This window comes from Pseudoalteromonas obscura (assembly GCF_030135505.1).
GTDB lineage: Bacteria > Pseudomonadota > Gammaproteobacteria > Enterobacterales > Alteromonadaceae > Pseudoalteromonas > Pseudoalteromonas obscura.
In genome coordinates this window covers 234,961-257,481 of the sequence record NZ_JASJUT010000005.1, presented here as the reverse complement: position 1 = coordinate 257,481, position 22,521 = coordinate 234,961, and the positions used below count along the sequence as shown (strand labels likewise).

At 40.5% G+C, this 22,521-nt stretch carries 19 protein-coding genes; 6 read left to right on the top strand and 13 right to left on the bottom strand.

Going from position 1 to position 22,521, the window contains the following annotated elements:
• Positions 1–40 precede the first annotated feature (40 nt).
• Entirely contained in the window at positions 41–805 is a 765-nt protein-coding gene (locus QNM18_RS14255; protein WP_284137615.1) for an AraC family transcriptional regulator, read from the bottom strand.
• A gap of 153 nt (positions 806–958) precedes the next feature.
• On the opposite strand from QNM18_RS14255, the gene QNM18_RS14250 reads away from it, so the two are divergent.
• Positions 959–1,723 (top strand): HAD family hydrolase, encoded by a 765-nt coding sequence (locus tag QNM18_RS14250; protein WP_349774892.1) that lies wholly within the window; start codon positions 959–961, stop codon positions 1,721–1,723.
• A gap of 95 nt (positions 1,724–1,818) precedes the next feature.
• Here the strand turns inward: QNM18_RS14250 and QNM18_RS14245 are convergent, their stop codons facing one another.
• On the bottom strand, positions 1,819–2,448 hold the full coding sequence (locus QNM18_RS14245; RefSeq protein ID WP_211011542.1) for a hypothetical protein: 630 nt from the start codon (positions 2,446–2,448) through the stop codon (positions 1,819–1,821).
• 410 nt (positions 2,449–2,858) lie between these two features.
• Here QNM18_RS14245 and QNM18_RS14240 point away from each other — a divergent pair, with 410 nt between their 5' ends.
• Positions 2,859–3,317, top strand: coding sequence for a hypothetical protein (locus QNM18_RS14240; protein ID WP_284137614.1), 459 nt, complete (start codon positions 2,859–2,861; stop codon positions 3,315–3,317).
• 70 nt (positions 3,318–3,387) lie between these two features.
• On the opposite strand, the gene QNM18_RS14235 is transcribed toward QNM18_RS14240, so the two are convergent.
• From QNM18_RS14235 to QNM18_RS14190, 10 genes are all read right to left on the bottom strand, one after another.
• Positions 3,388–4,239, bottom strand: coding sequence for a trypsin-like serine protease (locus QNM18_RS14235; RefSeq protein ID WP_284137613.1), 852 nt, complete (start codon positions 4,237–4,239; stop codon positions 3,388–3,390).
• Between the two features lie 177 nt (positions 4,240–4,416).
• Positions 4,417–5,289 (bottom strand): TolB-like translocation protein, encoded by an 873-nt coding sequence (locus tag QNM18_RS14230; RefSeq protein WP_284137612.1) that lies wholly within the window; start codon positions 5,287–5,289, stop codon positions 4,417–4,419.
• A 479-nt stretch (positions 5,290–5,768) separates the two neighbouring features.
• Positions 5,769–7,064, bottom strand: a complete 1,296-nt coding sequence (locus QNM18_RS14225; protein ID WP_284137611.1) for a hypothetical protein — start codon at positions 7,062–7,064, stop codon at positions 5,769–5,771.
• A 1,149-nt stretch (positions 7,065–8,213) separates the two neighbouring features.
• The gene (locus tag QNM18_RS14220; protein WP_284137610.1) at positions 8,214–8,456 is read right to left on the bottom strand and encodes a hypothetical protein; all 243 of its coding nucleotides are present in this window, start codon (positions 8,454–8,456) and stop codon (positions 8,214–8,216) included.
• A 166-nt stretch (positions 8,457–8,622) separates the two neighbouring features.
• Positions 8,623–9,066: a hypothetical protein gene (locus tag QNM18_RS14215; protein WP_284137609.1), complete on the bottom strand. Its 444-nt coding sequence runs from the start codon at positions 9,064–9,066 to the stop codon at positions 8,623–8,625.
• Positions 9,067–9,178: 112 nt separating this feature from the next.
• Complete coding sequence (locus tag QNM18_RS14210) at positions 9,179–9,556, bottom strand: hypothetical protein (protein WP_284137608.1); 378 nt, start codon at positions 9,554–9,556, stop codon at positions 9,179–9,181.
• Between the two features lie 130 nt (positions 9,557–9,686).
• A complete protein-coding gene (locus QNM18_RS14205) occupies positions 9,687–10,133 on the bottom strand; it encodes a hypothetical protein (protein WP_284137607.1) in 447 nt (148 codons plus the stop codon).
• 459 nt (positions 10,134–10,592) lie between these two features.
• The gene (locus QNM18_RS14200; protein ID WP_284137606.1) at positions 10,593–11,390 is read right to left on the bottom strand and encodes a siderophore-interacting protein; all 798 of its coding nucleotides are present in this window, start codon (positions 11,388–11,390) and stop codon (positions 10,593–10,595) included.
• Between the two features lie 175 nt (positions 11,391–11,565).
• Positions 11,566–12,420, bottom strand: coding sequence for a helix-turn-helix domain-containing protein (locus QNM18_RS14195; RefSeq protein WP_284137605.1), 855 nt, complete (start codon positions 12,418–12,420; stop codon positions 11,566–11,568).
• Positions 12,421–12,522: 102 nt separating this feature from the next.
• The gene (locus QNM18_RS14190) at positions 12,523–13,344 is read right to left on the bottom strand and encodes a GNAT family N-acetyltransferase (protein ID WP_284137604.1); all 822 of its coding nucleotides are present in this window, start codon (positions 13,342–13,344) and stop codon (positions 12,523–12,525) included.
• A gap of 499 nt (positions 13,345–13,843) precedes the next feature.
• Here QNM18_RS14190 and QNM18_RS14185 point away from each other — a divergent pair, with 499 nt between their 5' ends.
• From QNM18_RS14185 to QNM18_RS14170, 4 genes are all read left to right on the top strand, one after another.
• Positions 13,844–14,569, top strand: coding sequence for a TetR/AcrR family transcriptional regulator (locus QNM18_RS14185; RefSeq protein WP_211011553.1), 726 nt, complete (start codon positions 13,844–13,846; stop codon positions 14,567–14,569).
• Between the two features lie 18 nt (positions 14,570–14,587).
• Positions 14,588–15,703 carry an efflux RND transporter periplasmic adaptor subunit gene (locus tag QNM18_RS14180; RefSeq protein WP_284137603.1) on the top strand — a complete coding sequence of 372 codons (1,116 nt, stop codon included), beginning with the start codon at positions 14,588–14,590 and terminating at the stop codon, positions 15,701–15,703.
• Positions 15,700–18,798, top strand: a complete 3,099-nt coding sequence (locus QNM18_RS14175; protein ID WP_284137602.1) for an efflux RND transporter permease subunit — start codon at positions 15,700–15,702, stop codon at positions 18,796–18,798. Before QNM18_RS14180 ends, QNM18_RS14175 begins: the two co-directional genes overlap by 4 nt.
• 153 nt (positions 18,799–18,951) lie before the next feature.
• Positions 18,952–19,653 carry a hypothetical protein gene (locus QNM18_RS14170; RefSeq protein WP_284137601.1) on the top strand — a complete coding sequence of 234 codons (702 nt, stop codon included), beginning with the start codon at positions 18,952–18,954 and terminating at the stop codon, positions 19,651–19,653.
• Between the two features lie 112 nt (positions 19,654–19,765).
• Here the strand turns inward: QNM18_RS14170 and QNM18_RS14165 are convergent, their stop codons facing one another.
• On the bottom strand, positions 19,766–22,189 hold the full coding sequence (locus tag QNM18_RS14165; RefSeq protein WP_284137600.1) for a TonB-dependent receptor: 2,424 nt from the start codon (positions 22,187–22,189) through the stop codon (positions 19,766–19,768).
• Positions 22,190–22,521: the final 332 nt, after the last annotated feature.

Below are 22,521 nucleotides of genomic sequence, written 5' to 3'. Positions count from 1 at the left end.
GTGTGCATACCCATATGGGTATGCACCGCTATCAATCATGCTATCGGCGCTTTCGCCATGTAAACTGCTTTCGAAATGCACTCGGCGTAATACTTTCGTGCTTTTTGAAAAACTGATTAAAGTACGCAGAACTGTTAAAACCGCATTGTTGCGCAACAACCCCTATCGGCTGGTGTGTTGTCGCAAGTAGGTGTCTCGCTCGCTTTATTCTCAGGTGGTCACAATACTGTGAGTAGCTCATACCAAGACTGTCTGCGAACAATCGTTTGAGTGTAGCTACACTGAGATTTGCCAATAAAGAGCATTCGGTCAGACTTGGTAAACAAGCCAAGTTATTTTTAATGACATCCAGTACTGGCTCTATCCTTGTAGTATTACGACGTGGTGCACTTGAAATAGCACTTTGGGATATGTGTGATTGCATTAACTGCGACAATACATCGGCCAATATCGTGAGCTTCTTAAGTGCTTGGGCACTGTTCATGCTCAGCATTAATGGCATCACTTTGTCTGTTATTTCCTTTGAAAATACGATGCCAGCTTCCAATCCAGTCAGCCAAGCTTGAATCACTTCAAATTCACTGATCTCAACTGAAAATAACGCCTTTGGCCAAAGCACGACAACCACATCGCCGACGGGCGCTAATTGATCTGTATTGTCCCACGTATGGGGTTCTCCAGGTAAAATTAAGGCAAGATCAACCGCCTCAAAGCAATGAACATCACCGGCCAAAAAGCGCTTGCCTTTTGCGCCCAATGTTAAGATTAATTCAAAACAATCATGTTGATGCCATTCAAACAGCAATGGGCTATTTTGAATATGCTTAACACGAACAGATTCATTGATGGTAAATCGAACGGGAGCGGGTTTGCTTTTACTAATGAGCTAATACCTAATAATTTTGAGCCAATAACTAAATTTATATCGCGAATTTTTGGCAAAGTAAACGCAACTTAAATGATGAGATGTAAAATAATGAATGTCGTATTCGATCTAGATGGGACTCTAATTTTTAAAGGTCAGCCTATGCAAGATGCAGTAGCCAAAGCGTTACGGGCAATCGAGCAACAAGGCGCAACGATACACTTTGCGACGGCACGCCCGCTAAGAGACACCTTGCCAGTACTTCCAAAACACTTTTGGCACCATCAGATCATTGGTTGCAATGGCGCGATGATTAGTAAAAACAAAGTCGTTTACGACACTTTAAACTTCAATAAACGAGAAGTTATCGAAGTTTTGAACTGGCTTGATCAAAAAGAAATTCCATACCTATACGACGGCATTGAGGAATATGCGATCTCAGACACGCCACATCACTTTCATCTAGAAGTTAAAAAGTTAGGTAGAAACCCATATTGTAACCAATCACTTAGGTTAGAACCCATCGTCAAACTGTTGGTACTAGAAGAAAATCGCCACCTAGAAGTTAAAGCGTATCTGAATACTGCACTCAGTGACTATGATTTTTATCACCACAATGGGTGCAATAGTTTTGATGTCGTGCCCAAATACAGTAATAAATTAAATGCGCTATTGCGGGCTGGCCTAGATATGAAAAACACATTATGTATGGGGAATGACCAAAACGATATTGCCATGTTAGAAGCTGCACAATCTGCTTATGTGGTTGGAGACCTTATATCTTTGGAAAGAGAATATACGAAAGTAACTCAAGAAAACTTAGTCGAAAAGTTATACGAAATTTCAAAAACAATATAATAAAAAATAACATTAAAAATAATAATTTTTATTTTAAAATTGTAAGTGTGTTTTTATCACACTTACAAATTCAAGTAACAACTTTTAAATTGTGATTAATAAACTTTTGAGCAAATTATTTCTTCGACGTAATCATCACCATAATCTTTATAGCGCATACCCGTTAAGTAATAATCACTCGGGCAATAAGCAACACCTGTATAAGGTACACGGACAGCGGTTTCTGATCCAGTTGAATGCGACCTCATCGCCTTACACCGTAATGCCTCAACGCTGTCATCGCCGCTATCAGCATAATAAAGCTCAGTCACTAGGTGATTCCTTGGGCAACGGTATGCTTTAGAACCGTTGCCATCCATTTGTACCTTTACCGTTGCAGTAGTAGCCCAGTACCAAGGTACTGATCCATATGTATCTGCAAGAAATTGCTCAACACTTCTATCACTGCCACCCGCACCATATACGGCGCGGATCCCACCATTTGTTGCGTACCACCCTGACCCATTGCCATTCATTCGCTCCCAGTACGACGCTTGTATTTCTTGCCTGTCATGTGGCGACAACTCTCCAACTTTCGTCACATACTTTCCGACATCTTGATAATAATCTACGTTGCTTGGAACGTCATTAGTATTAACATTGGATTCTCCTGCAACGCTTGAAAAGTGCATAATAAGTGCAGTTACTCCGATTAAACTACCGCTTGCTAATTTACGTAATTTCATTTTCATCTCCTTTTAATTTAATTGACTGAGCGTTTCGGTAAATTAGCTTAGTAATAAATATGAGGCTTAAACATTACAAAGCATTACGATAAACCATCTTTATAAACCAATGCGCTTTATTGATTTTTCATACAATTAAAACCCACCCACTTTAATCAACATTGAAAATAACTAAACACATAAATCCGCCCCCATTAATATAAATAAAATATCAATAATCGAACTAGATAATATTGCCAGTTATTTAATATTACCTTTGTCAATATGGTCACACGCAACGTCAATAGCAACCAACCAATAAAGTTATAATTATCAGCTAATTAGCCTAGGTTTTATTGGCATTTTTGTACAAGTAAACCATGAAGCTTCTCTCAACGTATAGATGTACACACTGAATGTTGGGAGGTTGTATGAATCACTACATTATCAAAGGCCACGATTACACTGCGTTTCGTGAGACACAAGATGAGCTGGAAGCCCTGCACCTAGATACCGAAGATGTCAGCGCTCTGTGTGATAACAAGGCACATCCTTTACATGACTGCCTTACTAATCATATTGTCGGGATTTTAAAATCAGAGATAGTTGTGCTGTTGGCAATCATTGTAAGCGCGTATTTCGCAGTTACCTGGGTACTTATACCACCAACTGCCGCCGTAATAGGGACTGTTGTGCTTGCACTGTTTAGCATTTGGGTATGTGGCATGGTGGGTTCAGACTTAATACGATATTACATGATGTGTAAAGATTTCACTCAAGGAGAAAGGCACCCTCTAGTTTTGCATGTTGAAATTGACGACAACCAGCACGAAGCGCTTAATGAGGTGATGCAAAAACACCCTCAGATGCATATTAAAAAATTGCAGTAGTAGTGCGCCTTGTAACTCTTGCACTAGATATACCAAGTAGGCAACGTTTGGCTGCCTACTTTGACATACGCTATTTGCTCAACGCTTCATGGCTAATCAATATATCTGGACATAAAGCAGGGAGATCTGACGGTTTCAATCCGCCCGGTAGGTGCTTCAACTTGTCGAGACTCACACCTGAGCTAACCGCTTTGTCTGGCTTGTCCATAACCTCCTTAATCCAAGGAGTAAAATGCGAAACACGTGAGTACACTTCAAAGCTACCATACTTCTCAGACGGTCCACCACCGTAACGAGAGCTTATGCCTAATACTTGATATCCGCGCTCAGTTTCAATAAAGGCAGGCCCACCGCTATCACCACCGCCAGATATTCCTTCAAGTGGTAAGGCATGTTCACCTTTATCAAACTTAAACGTCAAAATCGGGCCTTTCGCTTCCTCTACACGATTTTGAGCCTTTCTGAGAACCCCTTTATTTTCATAGTTATCAACGGTGATACCTGTAATACCATTGCCTGTTCCGCCTATACCAATAAACCAAATTGGCAGCCCTGTTTCGTCATTTCTGGTATACAAGGTTGCAGGGGGTAAATGCGCGACGTCCCCCATGAGCTCTACCAAAGCGATATCATGACTAATGCCCGGAGTGTGATTAGGATGAATATGTAAACTTTTGACTGTCGCACTGCCCTTGCTCATTTTTATCTTGGTGCCAGAGTTTAAACAAAATGTTGTGTGTGCCGCAGTTAGAATCCATTTTGATGAAATCAGGATGCCATGAGCACCATCTATGTAAAATGTTGCAAGTGCTGGAAAGTCATCAGGTTTTGCTAAATAATTAGTCTCTTGAACATCATGACGAATAATAATGGCATTTGCATTGAGTGCTATAAAGCTCAAGGCTAGTAAAATATATTTCATATAACCCCTGTTTTTATTTTTACACCGCTTATGATTGGATATGATTTAAATATTAATAAACGAAGTATGAGCGTAATTAAATATACTTTGTGCTAGCCATTGAGCGTATCAGCTTTTTCTTATCTGTTGCAATAAGTTCTCAGTAACACAACTACCCTGTGCATGTTGCCTAATAGCCTAACTATTACTTGGCCTTAAGTCTTCTATCACTTTGGCGTCAACCCAAAAGATGTCGCTGTCATTTTCCTTGGTAGCCCGATTGAAGAATAAGAACTTCCCATCTGGAGTCACACTGGCAGAAGCCTCTCTTGCGCTGGTATTTACCTTGCTACCAAGGTTGATGGCTTCACCCCAACGGCCTTGTTTGTCACGGAAACTTATATACAAATCAGAATTACCGTAGCCTGATTCACGAACACCATCCCAAATTAAATACGACCCATCCGGTGCAATAAAAGGGTGAGCGTTATATTTGCCCGTGTTGATTTGTGGGCCTAATCGTTCAGGTTTAGTTCGTTTTCCATTCACCAGAGATGATATTCGCAGGACGTCTCCGCTTTTATAATCATCTAATACGTAAGTGCCATCTGCAGCAGCTGTCAGCCTCATTATTCCCCAATCTTCTCTATCAAACATAGGGTCCAATATTCGATGCTTTGACCATCCGGCCGCAGTTCTCATCATTACATATTTACCCATGTGCATCGTTTTGCCATCAGGTGCAAGTAATGGCCGCCAAATACGCGGCCCTACTGTCGATTCTTGCCAATTACCATCAATTTGCTTGAATACAATAAGCGACCACTTGTTGGCTTTGGGATCTTTCCTCGTAAAGTAAAACTCCGACATGTCTGGGGAAAAAAATGGATTGGTATCACGCTGTTTCGCAGACACACTTCCCGGAGCAAATACTTTTGGCTCCGAACCTGGTGGTTTCTGGCCCAAATAGGGTCCAACCATTGGCCCGTTACGTTCCATTGCCGAAGCAAAGTCAGTCATAGCAAATGCCATGAACACAGCACCTGCCCACAGTGGTTTAACGCTTCCCATAGATAACTCCTCAGTTTTATTAATCAACGTTTTGATTGCAGCATATCCACTGTGGAACAATTGACTTGACGTTTACTTGATTTGTCACGAACTTTTCTATGATTAAGAAAGTAAGTATATATATCAATATATTAAAGTTGAAAAATTGGTGGTGGGGCAGTCATGTTCTCAGCCAAATCGTATGCGGGAGTTGGAGGCTAACGCAGCTTAACGCCCCCTACATTTATACAATATTTGTAGTACCTTCAAGCTAAGCTCGATTTTTGGAAAATAATCTATCCCAAATGAAACAATACAGTCAGCAAACTTATCTATTGCCGCTTCTGTTCTAAATTGGCGCAGTGTTAATATTACTTTTTTGCAAACCTATTTTTTGTCTACAAATGACCACCTCAGGCAAAGGATGCTGCCGCTCACCACAGCATTTAAAAGTGAGCAGCATATTGCCGTCGGCAAGTGGACGGCCCCTGACTTATTAGCTATTGAAGATAAAAGACACCTTCATAAGCTAACTCTTGATCCGTGCTAAAGTGCCCAAACCAACCGCCAATTTGAACTTCATATATACCATCTTTACTGTCTTTAATGACCAGTTCCGGATGTGCCGAAATACCATTGAGGTACTTCACATTATAAAAAGACCAGTCAGACAAAGCGTTTGAAATGGCCTTAGATAAAAGTAATTTGGCGCTGTTAAAATTAGCCTGTTCAATTAAAGATAAAGACTTAAAATTTCGGTCATCCCATAGATTAATAATTTGACTGCACCCAGTGATTAAGCCCTTATTACCCAACTGATCATAAAAGGCAGGTAACTGCTCTCCATATTCGTCAATAAAGCTTTGCACACCTCTACGCTCATCATAACAGGCCATGGTAGGTACAACCTCCTTCAACGACAGTGTATCACCTATCACAACCCCTGATAGCCTTAGCTCAACTTCATCTTCTGAAACTCTGAATGTATCGTAGTCCAACATGTCATACTTATGCTCAAGTTCAGCTAAATATGAATCCGAAATTGCCTGGTGAAGTAAACTGACTTCAACACCACCTGCTTCCATGGTAGGTTTTGTGGCTGCAAGTTCGATGAGATTGCTCCATATCATAGGGAGCAACTGTCGGTTATATTGCGCTCCAACCAATACGCCTTGGTGAAAGTACAAAGCAGTATTACGACCAATGGTGGTTAACCGCCACTTACTATCGACTTGCCAATCAAAACTAAATCGACCAATTTTGTTCAGTGCTTGCTCATATGTAGTGCCTAATTTAAGTCCGTATACGCTATCTTTGTTCAGTAGCGCAGAGCGCAATTGTTGCCCACGAATAGCATTTTCAAGTTCTACTTTTTCCAGTGAGATTTTCGCATAGTTATAAACAAAACCGAGTTTATTCGCTTCATCTTGCTTTATCTTTTGCCCATGGCTGCACTGTGAAACAGGGGAAAGCTGCAAAAAGCCGGTTACCCGTGTGCTTCTTGTAATTTTGCCTCCCTTGATTTTAGCCTCATCGAGTTTGAACTTAAGTGACTCCACGATATAGCCAGTACTATTACCTTCATAGGTCAACTGAGATGCTTTGTTTAGCAAGCGTTGCTTCAATGCTGACATAACCTCTTTTCTTGCTTCTCCTTTCTCAAAGCTAGCCTCTTCTCTAAGGTAAACCTCTTTAGCATTAGCAGCTTCGGTGCACTCACTACCGCGAAAATAGATATCGGCGGCACTAGATGAAAAACTCAAAGGGAGCAACCACAAAAATAGAACTGAACGCATCCTTACCTCTTTATTATTTTTTGAACAATTTAAAGTAAATTTACTAGTAGCACAGTTTGGATAGTAATCCAAGTATATAAACAAGAACTCAGTAGGATTTTCGAAATCCAGCTGATTATATTAAAAAATTAATAATAAACACTGAGTTAAATGAGGGAGATGAAGATTTAAACCCGCATGAATGACAAAAATATGCGAATGAAAAGTTGGTTATGCTTTTTATTGCACCGAATAAGAAAAAATTACAAACCTATTATACCAAGTTGCCACCAGCACAAAAACCACTCGTTAGAAACAAAGTAAAAACCCAATTTAAAATAAAAAGCAACCTTGAAATTTAACAAAACAAAAACAGTAAAAAAATAAAAACAACACAAAAGAGTTCAATAAGAAAACAGTCAGAGCAATAAAAAAACAAATTAAAGAAAGCTAAAAACACTAAACCCAAGTAAGTTAATGGATAATGAGAAACAAAATGTTGACAGCTAACAATTTAAAAAATATATTAAATTCGAATCTTGGAAATTACGTTTTATTTCAAGAAATATTTATAAAGGATTTCTCATGCAATTATCTTTCAAAAAAAAGAACCTTAAATCTCTTACTCTTAAGAACTCTGAATTAGCAAAAAGCCAGACAAATAATATTGCTGGTGGTGCTAAGTTCACGTTCAATTGCCTTACAGGTGGCCAAAACGATTGGTGCCAGGAAAAATAGCTTAAGGCTATTTTAGAAAACATGGTGTATGCATAATTTGTATACACCATATTAAATTATCTCAAAGAGCTGCATTTCGAAATAATATTAACCACCGATTAAAATCTGGTTTAAGCTCACAACCATTCATGAGAAGAAACTAAAATTTAATTAAAATATAATGTTCACACCCACTCTCCTCCCTCAACTGCTGACATTCATGAATTTAAAAACCAACCTGACAAATAAGCACCTAAGATACTTTGCTTATTAAAGCACCTTGCTCCTCTGGTTTGATCTCACCAGCCTTGAACATATTCCTCTTATCAAAACTAAAGTAAGCATAAGAAACAAACATTAATTCAACATCTGCATTATTGAACTTATTACTTTACTCAAATAAATTTTCAATAAATTAAATATAATCTTTCTTTGTTGCTGAAATTAATTTACTTAATTCCCAAGGTTTATCATTAGTTTTAACTTGCGAAAACGTAGCTTTTTATGGAAATTTTTCAGAGTCAAGAATAAGTACGTCGTCATGATATTAAAAAAAACATACTCCTTACCTTGAAGTTCATATTCAAACATATGAGAAAGTGCCCAACAGGCTAGAAAGTCAAAACCTTTTTGAGCCATTTCGCCACCTCTTTCTGTTTGAGGCACATCAATAAAGTTTTTAGCCAACTCCATCATAATCCTTTACAAGAATCACAGGTATACTCCATACTGGATTACGGATTACGGATTACGGATTACGGATTACGGATTGCGAATTACGGCTTATAACACCTAATAAACGACGAAAAATTGCAGGCTAAACTAAGCGAGGAATGAGCGTAAGCCTGCTTTTAGGCACTTGTTATATTTTTATTTTTTCGTAGAAACTCCACTTATAAAGTTGATACATACCTTCCCCAGTAGATTTCCACCCATCAGACTTTGTAGACACCCACGCCCTTATACTGTTCTTATCATATTTACTATTAAGGCTAGCGTCGATACGTAAATTTATTCCGACAAGCCTTCTACTATGACTGCTATTATTCATCTCATCATAATCACATTTCTTATTTGAGAACTTTATATCCCAGTTTTCAGGGCTCGTTACTTTAACTGAATAATTGGCACTACAGGGCGGAGCATCAGGCGACAAGCCCCAATAGACCTTTTCTTTCGTAAAAGTAAAGCTCCCATAAATAGCTTGATCAGATCGGCTTACAGCCTCCCAATTGCCGATAGGAAAATCAGGAGATGAATAAGCAATATTAGAAAGCCCCAACATTGCCAGTATAATATATTTCATGTGCAATCCCTTAAAAATATAACGCCTTAATAAACGGCGGAAAATAGCAGGCTAAACTTAGCGAAGAATGAGCGCAAGCCTGCTGTTTTGCGTCCATTTTTTAATTAATTTGTTATAAGCCACATACTGGGGTGATTACTTTACCAGAAAGGTCAATTACTACCTTACGATTAAAGTTTTGTGTAGGCGAACCATTATTAAAAACAACATAGCCAACTTTATAAACCCAGTAATTGGTTGTAGCTTCTTCTGAAAAAACAGATGCTAAATTGTAATTTGTAACATGCGCTTCTTCGCCACTGCTTAAGTTAGCATTAGTCCAATTTTTGAAAGCGGTATTAATGCCCTTAATAGAAATAGGCAATTTAGATTCACCATCCCAATTTACGCTAGGTGGTATTTGAAACTTAAAAACACACTCTTTTCCTTTTGCAGTCCATCGCTCAAAAACACCTTGGCTACTAAAAGAAGCGCTGCTGAATAATAACAAAAAAACTAGAAGGTTACGCATGTTCTACCTGTAGCTTATAACACCCGTATAATGGGCTAATAATGCTTGGCTAACATTGGTGAGGCACGAACCAAGCCAAGCTTTATTAGTCCATGCGTTGATGCATTTGTTATGTGTAAACGCGCTCTGTAACTTTGAAATCTGTAAAATACACTTTGAATATAGAGCCAGAGCGTAATTCAACAATATGTTTGTATAGCCCATTTTCCAACGATACTTCGTGAGTTAAAACATCACCATGAAAAGTATCATTGTAATTAAATTCATTTTCATGACCGATTAATTTGTAGGATTTAACATTGTTATAGGTTAAAACAATGTCGCGATCATGCTGTTGCCCGATTAGGCTTAAAATGATTGATAACGAAGCATCAAAAGGACGCTGTTTATTGCGATTCTCGGCAATAGTTAAAGATGAAACCCAACTATCATGAAGCGACTTGGGGTGATTTAACGCGTAACGTTCAAGATCCGTTGCGAATTCAAAGAGCTGTTCAGGAAATTTCGCTTTGTTGGTAACAAGATTAGAAATATATTTATCGAAATTTGAATTCACAATTGAACTTCCATTTACACATAACAATTTAATATCGACCCAATGGGTCGTTTTTCTACCAAGCCATGGGGCATTTTTCTCATTGTACCAGTTTTATCACAATAACTAACTTGTTGCTACAGATATATTTTTCAATCATTATAGACATTATGGAAATGATAAAACGACCCAATGGGTCGTTTTCTTGACTATAGAAAAAACACAAAACAACTGGGCATAAGATCAGTGCTTTAAAATAATTTTCTAATGGCCGCTATTCTTTGAGGCATTCGACTAAACACGTTTTGGGGCAGAAACAAGTTACGCATTAAGGTCCGCTTTTGGCACATACACGACTGTCAGATTTGATTGAGCCCTATTCATCACACTTATTCACATAATGTACCAATAAGGCTTAAAGAGATAGAAAGAAAGTACCGCCTTGATTAATTTCCTCTCAACTTTCCTTTTCCGCTAGGCTCAGCCTGAAAGTTGTGAATCCGCTAATTTCTCGACTTTATGTTCGTCTTCTGAACAGTTATATTTCCAATAACTGCTCACGTACATCTGCTCTTTTTCAAGGCCTTTTGTTCGCTTAAACCAACGACGTAATGCTTTCATGGAATCAAATTCACAAGCACACCAAACAAAAACATGACCTTGCATCCAGTCTAGTGCCTGTACAGTGTCTAATAATTGGCTATTTTTACCAGGCGTATTATTTACCTTCCAGATCACTTCAATACCACTGGGTTTCGTTAAATCCAAAATATCTTCTGGTTGCGTCACTTCTAGTATTACAGTTCCCTTAGCACGGTCTGGTAATCGCGTTAAATAACAACTTATGGCAGGTATTGCTGTCATATCACCAACAAACAAAAACCAATCGGCATTGTGATCGACGCCAATCGTACTTCCTGGCCCGCCAACGATCATCTCATCTCCAACCCGCGCCATCCTAGCCCAATCTGAAGCTGGTGCCACACAGCCTTCCTTAGAATGCAGTGCAAAATCCAGGGTGAGTTGTTGTGTTGCCTTGTCAAATCCACGTACTGTGTATGTACGCATCATGATATTTTGACGGCTCAACTGCTCAAACGCCTCATCTTCACGCAGTACTCTACCTTGTTTGGTAAATAGCAGCTTCACATAGCCACCTTCAAAACCACTAGGAAAACTTGCTAAATCGGGTCCGGTTAACACAACCCGTTTCATATTCGGTGATAAATATTCACTCTCTAACACTTTTGTTTTGCGATAATTGCCAGCAGCCATCATTGATACCTTTTGTTCTTTGTTATTAATACGAATGGCGGCGTGAAATATTTAATAAACTCGTGCTTGAAAGAGTTGAGACTTAGATGTGAACATTAGATATTAAGAAGCAGATACCTAAACATATGAAATTGTTCTTTGCTGCTTCGTCTTGCAAGAATAAGCTTATTACAAACCATCAAGTAGACTCATGCACATAATTAGATATGTCGCCATATGCATCGATAGTTAGCCCTCTGTCGATGGCATATTTAGCGGGCGTTAATCCAAGCTGAGATTTAAGATAACGAATCAAATGAGGTTGATCACTAAAACCAAATCGACATGCAACTTCCGCCCAATCTATCTCCTCTTTGCTGCGTGAATATAGGTATTCGAGCATTGCTTCCAGCCTGTTCATTGATTGGCATTGTTTCAGTGTAAAGCCAGTCGTTTTGCTGAATGCTCTTTCTAGTGTTCTTTGACTACAATGCAATAGCTCACCTAGCCGAGCTATCGGCTCTATATCGATTACTTTCAAAACTCTAGAAGTTAATTCACCGTATTTGTCATGATGAAATTGAGTAAGCCAACGTACTAATACGCTATCAAGATTATCGCGACATAAAGCACTGTCTTTTCGAGCGAGTGATAGCAAATCAACTACTTCTAATTTACTCATTGCGAGAAGGGCCTGTAAATCAACTGCCGCGACTTGGTCCAATGTTGGGTGACCAAAACCGGGGATTTTAATGGCATAGAACGCGCCGACTTTAAACTTAATACCAAGATGAATAAAAGGACTGGAGTGATCTAGCTGTAAGGTTTGTAAATGGGGAAATAGAATATGATCCCCAAAGCCACATTCTATATTGCCGCCAAAATTGTAAGAATAAGATTGGTCCTCGGGAGACATGATTAAATGACCACAGGGATCTGGGTTTAGCATAGGAAACTCAAAACTTTGCGCTCGCTTCCTCTTCTCAATCAGCCAATAACACTCGACAAAAGTAGACACAACAGAACACTTAGGGAATTGTAACCACTGGATCATAATACTCTCTGACGTGTAAATGTAATATTCATTTATAGTAGCTGATTACACCGCCGAAAAAACTTTTGGCCTAAAACACAAAACGCGGCTGAGACTGAATATTTAACGATGAGAAAAGTCAAACTGCACAATTCTATTCAATGCTTTAAAGCCCGCTTTATGAATAGCTTTTTGTGCCCCTATATTGCCGCTTTCCGCAGAACAAATAGCGTTCAGCCCTTTTCTTTTAGTAATCATTACCAATTGTTCTAGTACTCGAGTAGCTATACCTTGTCTTCTGTGTTCAGTCGATACAATCATTCCAAGGTCTGCAAATTGTGTTTGGTGCTCATCAAATAATCGGCACTCACCTGTCGCGACAATGCTTCCATTTATTGCCCAATACCATAACTCGTCACGGCTGATTAAACGCGTGTAATAACTTGTGAGCCACTCTTTCGGTGCATCTATCGCTTCAAAAGCAAAATCTACTAGCGAGTTTAGTTGATCATAGTTTGCTAAGATGAGCTCTATCTCTTCTGCTTCTCTCACGATTTTATCTTCACAATGCTGGTACATAAGTGCATTAACCGAATGGGCTGTTGAGCCATCCATACATAATGATAGGTATTGCGGCTCCGCAGTACTGGCAAAAGCACCTTTAACTTCGCCTACAGTCTCACTTTCGTTATTAATAATTAACGTAAATAGTTCGCTAGGCAATGTATTAGCTATTTCTGACAAATAAAACTGTAAAAGGTACTTTTCACTATTGATACAGCAAAAGCCAACCAAGACTTCACTTTCATAAAAACCGAAGTGCTGTGCCATTGGAGCGAATCCAAAGTGCCACATACCATCTAAGGGACCTGTTGATGCGTTAAAATAAGCGGTTTTCAAATCGCTGAGTTCATTTTGCTGAGTCATTTTTTTGATGTTTAACATCACTTCAATCCTACTTATATTGCTTAAATTACGTAGTCTTGCACTAAAAACCGTCCTCAACTACGACTCAATGAAAGCAATTCTAATGAAATTTATATATTCGAGATTGAATAAAAACGACAACTTAAAAAGAGGTATCAACTAGGCGCACAAATAGATGCTAAATTTAACTCTAACAAACCTGACAATAAGGCTTGGCGCTAATATGGTTCAGGATAACAAAAGCATTTCACACTAACATAAACAATCATTTAATTTATATTTTTCAAAAAGTTACTACTAAATACTTGTTTCACTTTAACGCTCCACTTCAGACGAAACCTTTCATATTCGACCAGCGAGATGCTCAAGTGACCCCTATTTAATTATTCTAAGGGGGAGACAAGATTGAATATTAAATAGCCTGTTTCGATTGACATCAAGTTTTTGAGAGTTAAAATAACAGCATTCGAATGCCATTCGAATGCAAATCAAAACTGGTCACCTATGGAGTAATAAGATGGCACCAGCACCTAAATATGATCAACAAACTCAGCGAAAAATGATCCTTGCCGCTGCCGAACAATGCATCAATGAAGCGTCGATCACTGACTTTACCATGGCCAAAATAGCACGCATTGCAGGACTTTCAATGGGTTCGGTATACAAGTTTGTGCAAAGTAAAGAGGATATCGTGCTTGCCCTTGCCAATGAATCTTTTACACATCTCTCCAGTATATTCGACCAAGTTCTCGGCCTTGAACTCAGCGCACCCGAAAAGATTATCGCGATCAGCCTTATTTCACCGCTAAAGTTACAATTGTTCGAATTTGATTACGCACTGCAAACTTACGCAACCAATGAAGCTGTCATCAAAAAAGGTTCTACTTATTGGACCGGTAAAATTATTGAAGCACAGTCTCGTTGTGAGTCTTCGTTCAAATTAGCATTGGTAGAAGCAATTAATGCCGGAGAGCTTGAAGATGTACCGAACTTATCTGAAGCAATCGAAGAAATCATCATCAGCGGCTGGGCGATGACGGTCGGGTATGAACAAGTACAACGTGTGCAGCAGACTAAACAGATTATAGAAGGAACGGATTCATTGTTAGCACCATTACCCCTTAACCACCCAATTATCAGAAGCTCGGTACGTCTACTCAATAGCTACCCGTGGCGACAGCCTATAAATGACGCCTCACTTAAACATATTGAACAAAAACTGATTGCGCTAGACCTGCGTTAATCACAGATAGGAGTAATTATGAATATTAAACGTTGGCTCGCAGCTACCTTTATTGTCCTCGTTGTGATTGCCAGTTTGGGCTTTATCAAGTTTAGTCAAATACAAGCTCAAATTGCCTTTGGTGAATCATTTCCTGAACCATCAGCATCGGTAAAAAGCACCTATGCAAAAGCGATTGAGCATACCAGCAATATCAAAGTGGTTGGTCAGCTACAAGCACGAAAAAACATGACTATCAGTAATGAATATCCAGGGCAAATTACCTATGTTGGCTTTAACCCGGGTGACACAGTAGAGTTTGAGCAAGTATTGTTGCAACTTGACACCAGTATTGACGAAGCAAATTTAAAAGCCGCTAAGGCACGCGTCAAATTAGCCAAATCTACCTATGCACGTGTCGTAAAACTGTTGAAACAAAAGCGGATCAGTCCAGACGAAGTTGATAAAGCAGAAGCCGATGTCAGTATTGGCGAAGCTGAAGTGCAAAACCTGCAAGCCTTGATCGCTAAAAAAACCATCCGTGCTCCATTTGCTGGTCAAACAGGCCTTGACCAATACCAGATCGGTCAGTTTTTAGATGTAAATAGTCAAATTACCACGATGATTGGTAGCGACAATGCGATATGGGTAGACTTCCATGTTCCTCAAACATTGGCACAACCACATATTGGCAGCCAAGTAAGTATTTCACTGACTGATTCAAGTAGTGCTGAGTTCAAAGATTTCCACGCGAAGATCATAGCCAAAAAACCCAGCATTGATTCTGATTCTCGACAACAAAGTTACCGCGCGCTGCTACCAAATTCAGATAATCAATTTAATCATAATCAAATGACTATGGTCACAGTCCCCGCCAATACCATCAAAGCAGTATTAGTCCCGACTAACGCCATTACGCGTAGTCATTTTGGCGAATTTGTCTATCAACTCGAAAAAGACGAACAACAGAATTGGCGAGCAAAACCGGTCAAAGTAACATTGGGCGACAAGATACAAGACAACCAGATCGTTCTGACAGGGCTTTCTGGTGGTGAGTTTATTGCCAGTGAAGGGGCGTTTAAGCTCAGTGAAAATCTATTGGTCTATACGGAGCAAACAGCATCAATCGACAGCCAAGATGGAGCACAGCAATGAGTTCATTACACGAAAATAAACCATCGGTAATGGACATTTTTGTCAATCGACCTGTATTGGCAATTGTACTCTCATTGCTGATCATATTAGCTGGTGTTAACGCGGCTAAGCAGATCTCTGTACAGCAATACCCCAAAATTGAAAGTGCTTCTTTGGTGATCAATACCGTTTATACAGGCGCTGCGGCAGATGTTGTAAAAGGTTATGTCACAGAGCCTATCGAACGCGTAGCTTCAACTGTACCTGGTGTTGACTATGTCGACTCTGTCACAACCTCTGGTATGAGTAAAGTGACGGCTTGGTTAGATCTCAACCACAGTACCACCGATGCACTAGCCGAACTTACAACCCGGCTCAACCAAATTAAGTTTGAACTACCAACTGGCGCTGAAGATCCTGCCATTCAAATTGTTCGCGCAGATAGCCCCTATGCCGTTTTTTATCTTGATGTGGAGTCACAGGGTCTACCCAGAAATGAAGTTAGTGATTACTTAGTTCGTAATGTTGTGCCATCTATGTCGGATATTCCAGGTGTGCAAAAAGTCACCCTAGAAGGTGGACGAAACCCGGCGATGCGTATTTGGTTAGATAGCGATAAATTGGCCATTTACGACCTCAGTGCCAGCGACGTTTTTGCAGCGCTGCAAGCAAACAACACCATAGCGACCATTGGTTACACGGAAAACAACCGTCAACGTATCGATTTAATGGCAAACACCAGCCTGAAAAGCGCAGCTGATTTTGAAAATCTAGTCGTGAAAGAAACTGCCAGTGCGCAATTAAAGCTTCGGGATATCGCAGACATTGAAATCGGCGAAGCGCAAGGTATGGTCACAGCACGACTTGATTATCACGACACAGTATTTCTTGCTGTTTGGGCGCTACCAGGTGCCAACGAAATTAATATCGGTGATGCTCTTTATAAAAAACTCGACGAAATCAATCAGATCCTACCAAATGATATGAAAATATCGATTGGCTATGACGGCACGCTTTATATGCGTGATTCCATCAAAGAAATTTTCACCACGCTTGCCGAAACTGTACTCCTAGTAGGTATCGTTGTTGTAGCAATGATGGGCTCATTTAGAACTGCTATGGTGCCTTTGATCACGATTCCAATTTCTATTTTAGGTGCCGTCGCGGTGATCTACATGATGGGTTTCTCATTGAACCTACTAACGATTTTGGCCATTGTGCTCTCAGTCGGACTGGTTGTCGATGATGCTATTGTAGTGGTTGAAAACGTTGCCCGTCACATGCGAGAAGGTAAGCCAAGGTTGCAAGCTGCACTGATCAGCTCAAGACAGCTACTTGTGCCAGTTATTGCAATGACGCTGACCCTCGCCGCAGTATATGCTCCAATAGGGTTTCTAACTGGCTTAACTGGCTTTCTATTCCGAGAATTTGCCTTTACCTTGGCGATTGCCGTACTGATTTCAGGACTGGTTGCGATTACACTCTCGCCCATTATGAGTGCTTATGTAAACCCTGAAGGCGGTAAAGAAGGCAAACTTACACGAGCTGTAAATAGCTATTTTGACAGGCTACAAGCATTTTACTTTCGTAGCCTAGATACCTTGTTTAAGTGGCGACCTCAGATATTTTTTGTTGCCATTGTGTTTTCATTATTGTCAGTGCCATTTTATTTATTGTCACAAAAAGAGCTTGCCCCGATTGAGGATCAAAGCAGTGTTCAGGTTGTTATTGAGGCGCCACCAGAATCTTCTCAGGTGTATACAGCGGAAAAAATGAATGACACAGCACGGGTTATGAATGCAACTGAAGGTGGTCAGTTTACTTGGCAAATAGTCACAGCTGCCGCTGGTTTCGGTGGTGTAGAACTTGCGCCATTTGAAGAACGCGAGAACTCTGTTCACGACTTACTATTTGATCTATACGGACGCCTTGGCAGTGTGACAGGCTTGAGTTTGTTTCCTATTTTACCGGCATCTTTACCTACCGCAGGTCAGTTTGATGTAGAAGTTGTATTACGCTCTAGTGACGATGCACAAACGATGAAACAGTACGCTGACCAAATCATTGCCAAAGCCAATGCCAGTGGTCAGTTCATGTTCGTGAATACAGATCTGAAAATTGACTTACCGCAGGCTGAGTTGGAAATAGATCGCTTACTTGTGGCTGATTTAGGGCTAAACCTTGCAGATGTCAATAACCAACTCAGCGTATTGATGTCAAATAACTTCGCCAACTACTTTAATAAAGATGGCAAGGCCTATCGTGTGATCCCGATTGTTGGCGATGATGAGCGCTATAACCCTGAAAATATACTCAATATGCAGGTCAGAACAGATCAAGGTACATTAATTCCTGTATCAGCTTTTGCGACATTGAAAACTTTCACAAGTCCAAGAGTGCTCGGATCTTTCAACCAACAAGGTTCATTTAGAATTTTGGCGGGTGTATTACCTCACATCACAAAGGAACAAGGGCTGAGCAGCATTGAAGAGTTTGCCAAAGACATTTTACCTGCCCATTACTCTATTGATTATGCTGGAGAGTCAAGGCAACTTCGTAAGGAGGGTAACACCATGGTGGGTGTATTATTGGTGGCCATGATTGTGGTGTACTTCTTACTCGCAATCCAATTTAACAGCTTTAGAGATCCACTTGTGGTGCTCTTAGGCTGTGCACCACTTGCATTGTCAGGTGCGCTTATGTTGCCGTTTTTATCACTCACTACCGTGAATATTTACAGCCAAATTGGCCTTATCACCTTGATAGGATTAATCGCAAAGAATGGTATTTTAATCGTTGAATTTGCCAATCATTTGCAACTTGAAGGAAAAAACAAGTTTGATGCCGTCAAAGGTGCAGCAGCAACCCGCCTTCGCCCAATCTTGATGACAACTGGCGCGACTGTACTGGGCCACTTCCCTCTAGTACTGGTTACGGGAGCCGGTGCCGAAGCTAGAAACAGCATAGGTATTATTCTGGTTGCAGGCATGCTGATTGGCACTTTCTTTACATTGATTGTTCTGCCGTTACTTTACGAAAAGCTAGCGACAGATCACAGAGGTGAAGCCGAGTCTGAGCAAGCACTCAGTGAAACGCAATTTGCTACTCAAATTTAAGACTTCTGGGTTGTTCAGCCAGCACTAAAGCTGAACAACCCAATTATCGCAAGCTTGATACTTTTCAAACTCCCCAGTAACAATAAGTAACAATACTTTCTTCCCCTTTATGGAATACTCCATGTTTTAAAACCAGTCGAAAAAGGATTTAGCATGCTGTATTTACGCGCCATAGGTTTATTTATATTAGTAGTAACGCTTTTGGGCTGTGGCTCTGATTCGAGTGTTACTCCCCTTCCTGAACCACCTGAAAAGCAGAAAACTCAACAGGTCACTAAGGGCATTGATTTGTACCTCTTCAATCGCGAGGTCGACCAGAAAATCGATACGCATATAATAAAGCGAGCTTCCCCTTATCAAGCAAACACACCAGTTGCACACCAAAACTTAATTTTCGGATTGGATACGGTAACTGAAACTGTTGTTATTGCATCCTCTTTTTCCAGCTCCATGTGGCCTGCGATTATCAGTAAAGCCTATGCCCGTTCCCCTGAGATAAAAACCACCAAGGAAAGTATAAAGTCTATCAAAATAACCTCTGCATATGACTTCAACGAAGACTTTTTAGCCGGCAGTATTTTAAATCAGCTCTTCTCTGTGACTTTCGCAACTTTTCCGAATAAATACTTTTCCTATAAAGAGGAAAATCGTATTTACACCACATTAAATACGTATATTGAAACAGCAAATAACGCGCCCTTAACACCTCTTGGTCTTCGAACTGACCTCATATTAAATACGCCACCAAACGCGCAGTTTCCTATGACATTTTATATTGAGATCGAATTGGATGATGGGCAAATGTTTACAATTGAAAGTCCCGAGATTCAGTTTATTTCCAATGAAAGTCACTGAATATACAAACGCCTTTCGCGCTTGTTCATTTCTGCATTGCGGTTGCTTTAAGCGTTTTGAATAGCTAGACAAAAAAAGGGGCCTAAGCCCCTTTGACTACAGTGACAAAAAGTTAGAAATACCCTCTAAACCCAAGCGCAAAGCTTCTGCCCGGCATAGGTGCTTTATCCTTTAAAAATGACGTATGAACGCGAGCTTCTGTATCCATTAGGTTATGACCTTTTAGATACAATACCCAGTCCTGACCTAAGGCTGCGAAATCATAATTGATACTGGCATCAACTAGGGTGTAACCTGGCGTTTCGGTCTCATGAGCCGCGATATGGGATTGCTTTTGATAACGCACAACATCAAGATTTAACGTGAATTGCTCTAAGTTATACGTCAGCTTGGTGCCAAAGCGAACTGGTGAAACCATAGGCAAATTACCACCGTCGTTTAAACGCGCACGTACCAAATCAGCAAACAAAGTAGCATGTAATGACTCAGTTACCTGCCAAGCAAACTCCGCTTCAAATCCATGTGTGATCACGTCATCAGTTTTAAACACATAAACAGGTAACCCATGCTTTTCATGATCTGTGTGATCATGTTCATCTCCATGCTCGTCGTGTTCACCATGATCATGGTGATGGTCATGTCCATCATCCGCCATTAGGCCGGTGTTAACTTGGTAGTAATAGTTGTCAATCTGGTTATAAAAAGCGTTCAGTACAAAACCAAAGTCGCCATCTAGCTTTCGCCAAGTTAAATCTATATTGTGCGCGCGTTCCAGCTCTATGTCTGCGGGGTTTAATTCAAACGATAGACTATCTGCCTTTTGTCTAAACAATGCGCCAACTTCATAAGTACCTGTTCCAATATGAGGACCAAATGAAAAAAGCTCAGACGCTGCTGGTGCACGCTCTGAACGAGACACGGAAATACCTATGTTGTAACCCGGTTGATAATCCCAAACAGCACCGGCCGACAAACTTATTGGTGTAAACTCGTGATCTACTGCAAAAATACGTTCAGCAATTGCCTGCTCGCCTTCATGATCATGGTCGTGGTCGTGGTCGTGGTCGTGGTCGTGGTCGTGGTCGTCACCTTGCAAATCACCACTCGACAATACAACCCTTGGAGCATCAATTGTGACACGCTCTACCCGTGCACCGAGTTGCACTAACACGTCCGAAAAATGACGTTCTTCCATCAGCGCAACCGCAAATGTTTCGCTCACTGAAGGCGGTGTAAATGCTTCAGCACCTTGTGCGGAAAAGTCACTGCGTTTGTAATGCACACTGACACCACCACGCCATTGTGCAATCGGCTGATGCATCAAATCCAATCGTACTTCTTGGCTTTCATTCGCAAAAATAGTCCCTACTTCACCATGCTCTATCTCTGCATGCTCGTAGTCAGTATACGCAGCTCGAAAATTTGCTTCGCTTAGCCATTGATGGTCGAAGCTGTATTTACCAATCATCTGCCATCTGTCTTGGTCTAAATCAGCATAAACTGTTGGCGCTTCGTCGCCGTGACTATGGCCTGGTATCCCGTATTCTCTGGTCATTTTTCCGTAAGAGATGCCAATATAACCTTGTTCAAATAAATAAGAAGCACCGACCGTCCCGCCCGAAGACTCTTCTGCACTATTTTCAACTTTATAATCACCAGAATGCGTTTCATCAGCCCCTTTTTCAGCAGGTACTGGAATGTCATAGTCTTCTGAGTCTCTCAGATAACCGTCAACATGAAACGCAAATTGCTCTGTACCAGTGTTTAGATTTAAACTCGCTAGCTTCTGCTCATCACCTGTCGCATGCTCAACCAGTACCTCACCAAATGTCTCGCTGCGCGTTGGGACACGCTCATCCACCACGTTGACAACCCCGCCAATCGCACCACTGCCGTAAAAAAGTGTTGCAGGACCCCTAAGTACTTCCACCTGTTGCGCGGTTGAAGTCTCTGAAGCAACTGAATGATCTGGGCCAACACGAGAAGCATCACTGACATCTAAACTATTTTGTGTGATCAAAACACGAGGACCACTTAACCCCCGAATAACTGGTGTGCTTGCCACTTTTGCATGGAAACTGGTGTGGACCCCCACTTGTTTAGACAAGGTATCACCCAAGGTCGCAGCCTGCTGCTCGCGCAATTTATCTCCGGATAACACACTTACCGGCATAGATGACTCCATCATCGACGCATGAAATGGTGATGCTTTAACGTCTAACACTTCAATAGCTGAAGAATTTAATGTCACGACAATGGTGTTTAAACCTGTATCTGATGCTGCAACAAGTTTGTTTTGGTGTGCAAACCCAGCCGCCGTGATATGAAGCTCCACATCACCGCTTACATTTGTTTGTAAAACAAACTTACCCTGACTATCAGTTTGGGTTGTTCTTTGCGAACCCATAACTGAAATCGTCGCATTTGCAATTGCTTTACCCTGCTCGTCTTGAACTTGGCCGCTAATATTTTGAGCATACGCTTGTACTGATAAAGGCGCTATCAAGCCAAGCATCAGTGGTGAAAGTTTAAACATAATTGTCCCATCTAAATTTTGTTATAATATAACATATCATGCTCAGGTAATTTGCAAGCTTTTTCCATGTGTTTTTCAATCATGTCTTAAAAAGAGCTTTCAACTCGCTATTGCAATAAAATCATCAACCTTGAAGATGAACCTATTTTATAAATTAAAAATCAATCACTTAAAATTTCACTAGTAAATAAACAAGAATTATAATTGCATTTATTTTGTTACAGTATAACATATCACGGAAATTCAACCTTGCGGGTAGCTTGTACAAAAGTACGCTCAAAGCATCTTGATAGAAGCCAATCCCAACCTGTTTTTATCAAAGGGCTTTACCA

Coding starts and splice junctions, on each gene's coding strand:
- QNM18_RS14195 (WP_284137605.1), bottom strand. CDS start 12,420: ATGATCCAGTGGTTACAATTCCCTAAGTGTTCTGTTGTGTCTACTTTT.
- QNM18_RS14245 (WP_211011542.1), bottom strand. CDS start 2,448: ATGAAATTACGTAAATTAGCAAGCGGTAGTTTAATCGGAGTAACTGCA.
- QNM18_RS14175 (WP_284137602.1), top strand. CDS start 15,700: ATGAGTTCATTACACGAAAATAAACCATCGGTAATGGACATTTTTGTC.
- QNM18_RS14180 (WP_284137603.1), top strand. CDS start 14,588: ATGAATATTAAACGTTGGCTCGCAGCTACCTTTATTGTCCTCGTTGTG.
- QNM18_RS14235 (WP_284137613.1), bottom strand. CDS start 4,239: ATGAAATATATTTTACTAGCCTTGAGCTTTATAGCACTCAATGCAAAT.
- QNM18_RS14225 (WP_284137611.1), bottom strand. CDS start 7,064: ATGCGTTCAGTTCTATTTTTGTGGTTGCTCCCTTTGAGTTTTTCATCT.
- QNM18_RS14190 (WP_284137604.1), bottom strand. CDS start 13,344: ATGTTAAACATCAAAAAAATGACTCAGCAAAATGAACTCAGCGATTTG.
- QNM18_RS14170 (WP_284137601.1), top strand. CDS start 18,952: ATGCTGTATTTACGCGCCATAGGTTTATTTATATTAGTAGTAACGCTT.
- QNM18_RS14185 (WP_211011553.1), top strand. CDS start 13,844: ATGGCACCAGCACCTAAATATGATCAACAAACTCAGCGAAAAATGATC.
- QNM18_RS14240 (WP_284137614.1), top strand. CDS start 2,859: ATGAATCACTACATTATCAAAGGCCACGATTACACTGCGTTTCGTGAG.
- QNM18_RS14220 (WP_284137610.1), bottom strand. CDS start 8,456: ATGATGGAGTTGGCTAAAAACTTTATTGATGTGCCTCAAACAGAAAGA.
- QNM18_RS14200 (WP_284137606.1), bottom strand. CDS start 11,390: ATGATGGCTGCTGGCAATTATCGCAAAACAAAAGTGTTAGAGAGTGAA.
- QNM18_RS14250 (WP_349774892.1), top strand. CDS start 959: ATGATGAGATGTAAAATAATGAATGTCGTATTCGATCTAGATGGGACT.
- QNM18_RS14215 (WP_284137609.1), bottom strand. CDS start 9,066: ATGAAATATATTATACTGGCAATGTTGGGGCTTTCTAATATTGCTTAT.
- QNM18_RS14165 (WP_284137600.1), bottom strand. CDS start 22,189: ATGTTTAAACTTTCACCACTGATGCTTGGCTTGATAGCGCCTTTATCA.
- QNM18_RS14230 (WP_284137612.1), bottom strand. CDS start 5,289: ATGGGAAGCGTTAAACCACTGTGGGCAGGTGCTGTGTTCATGGCATTT.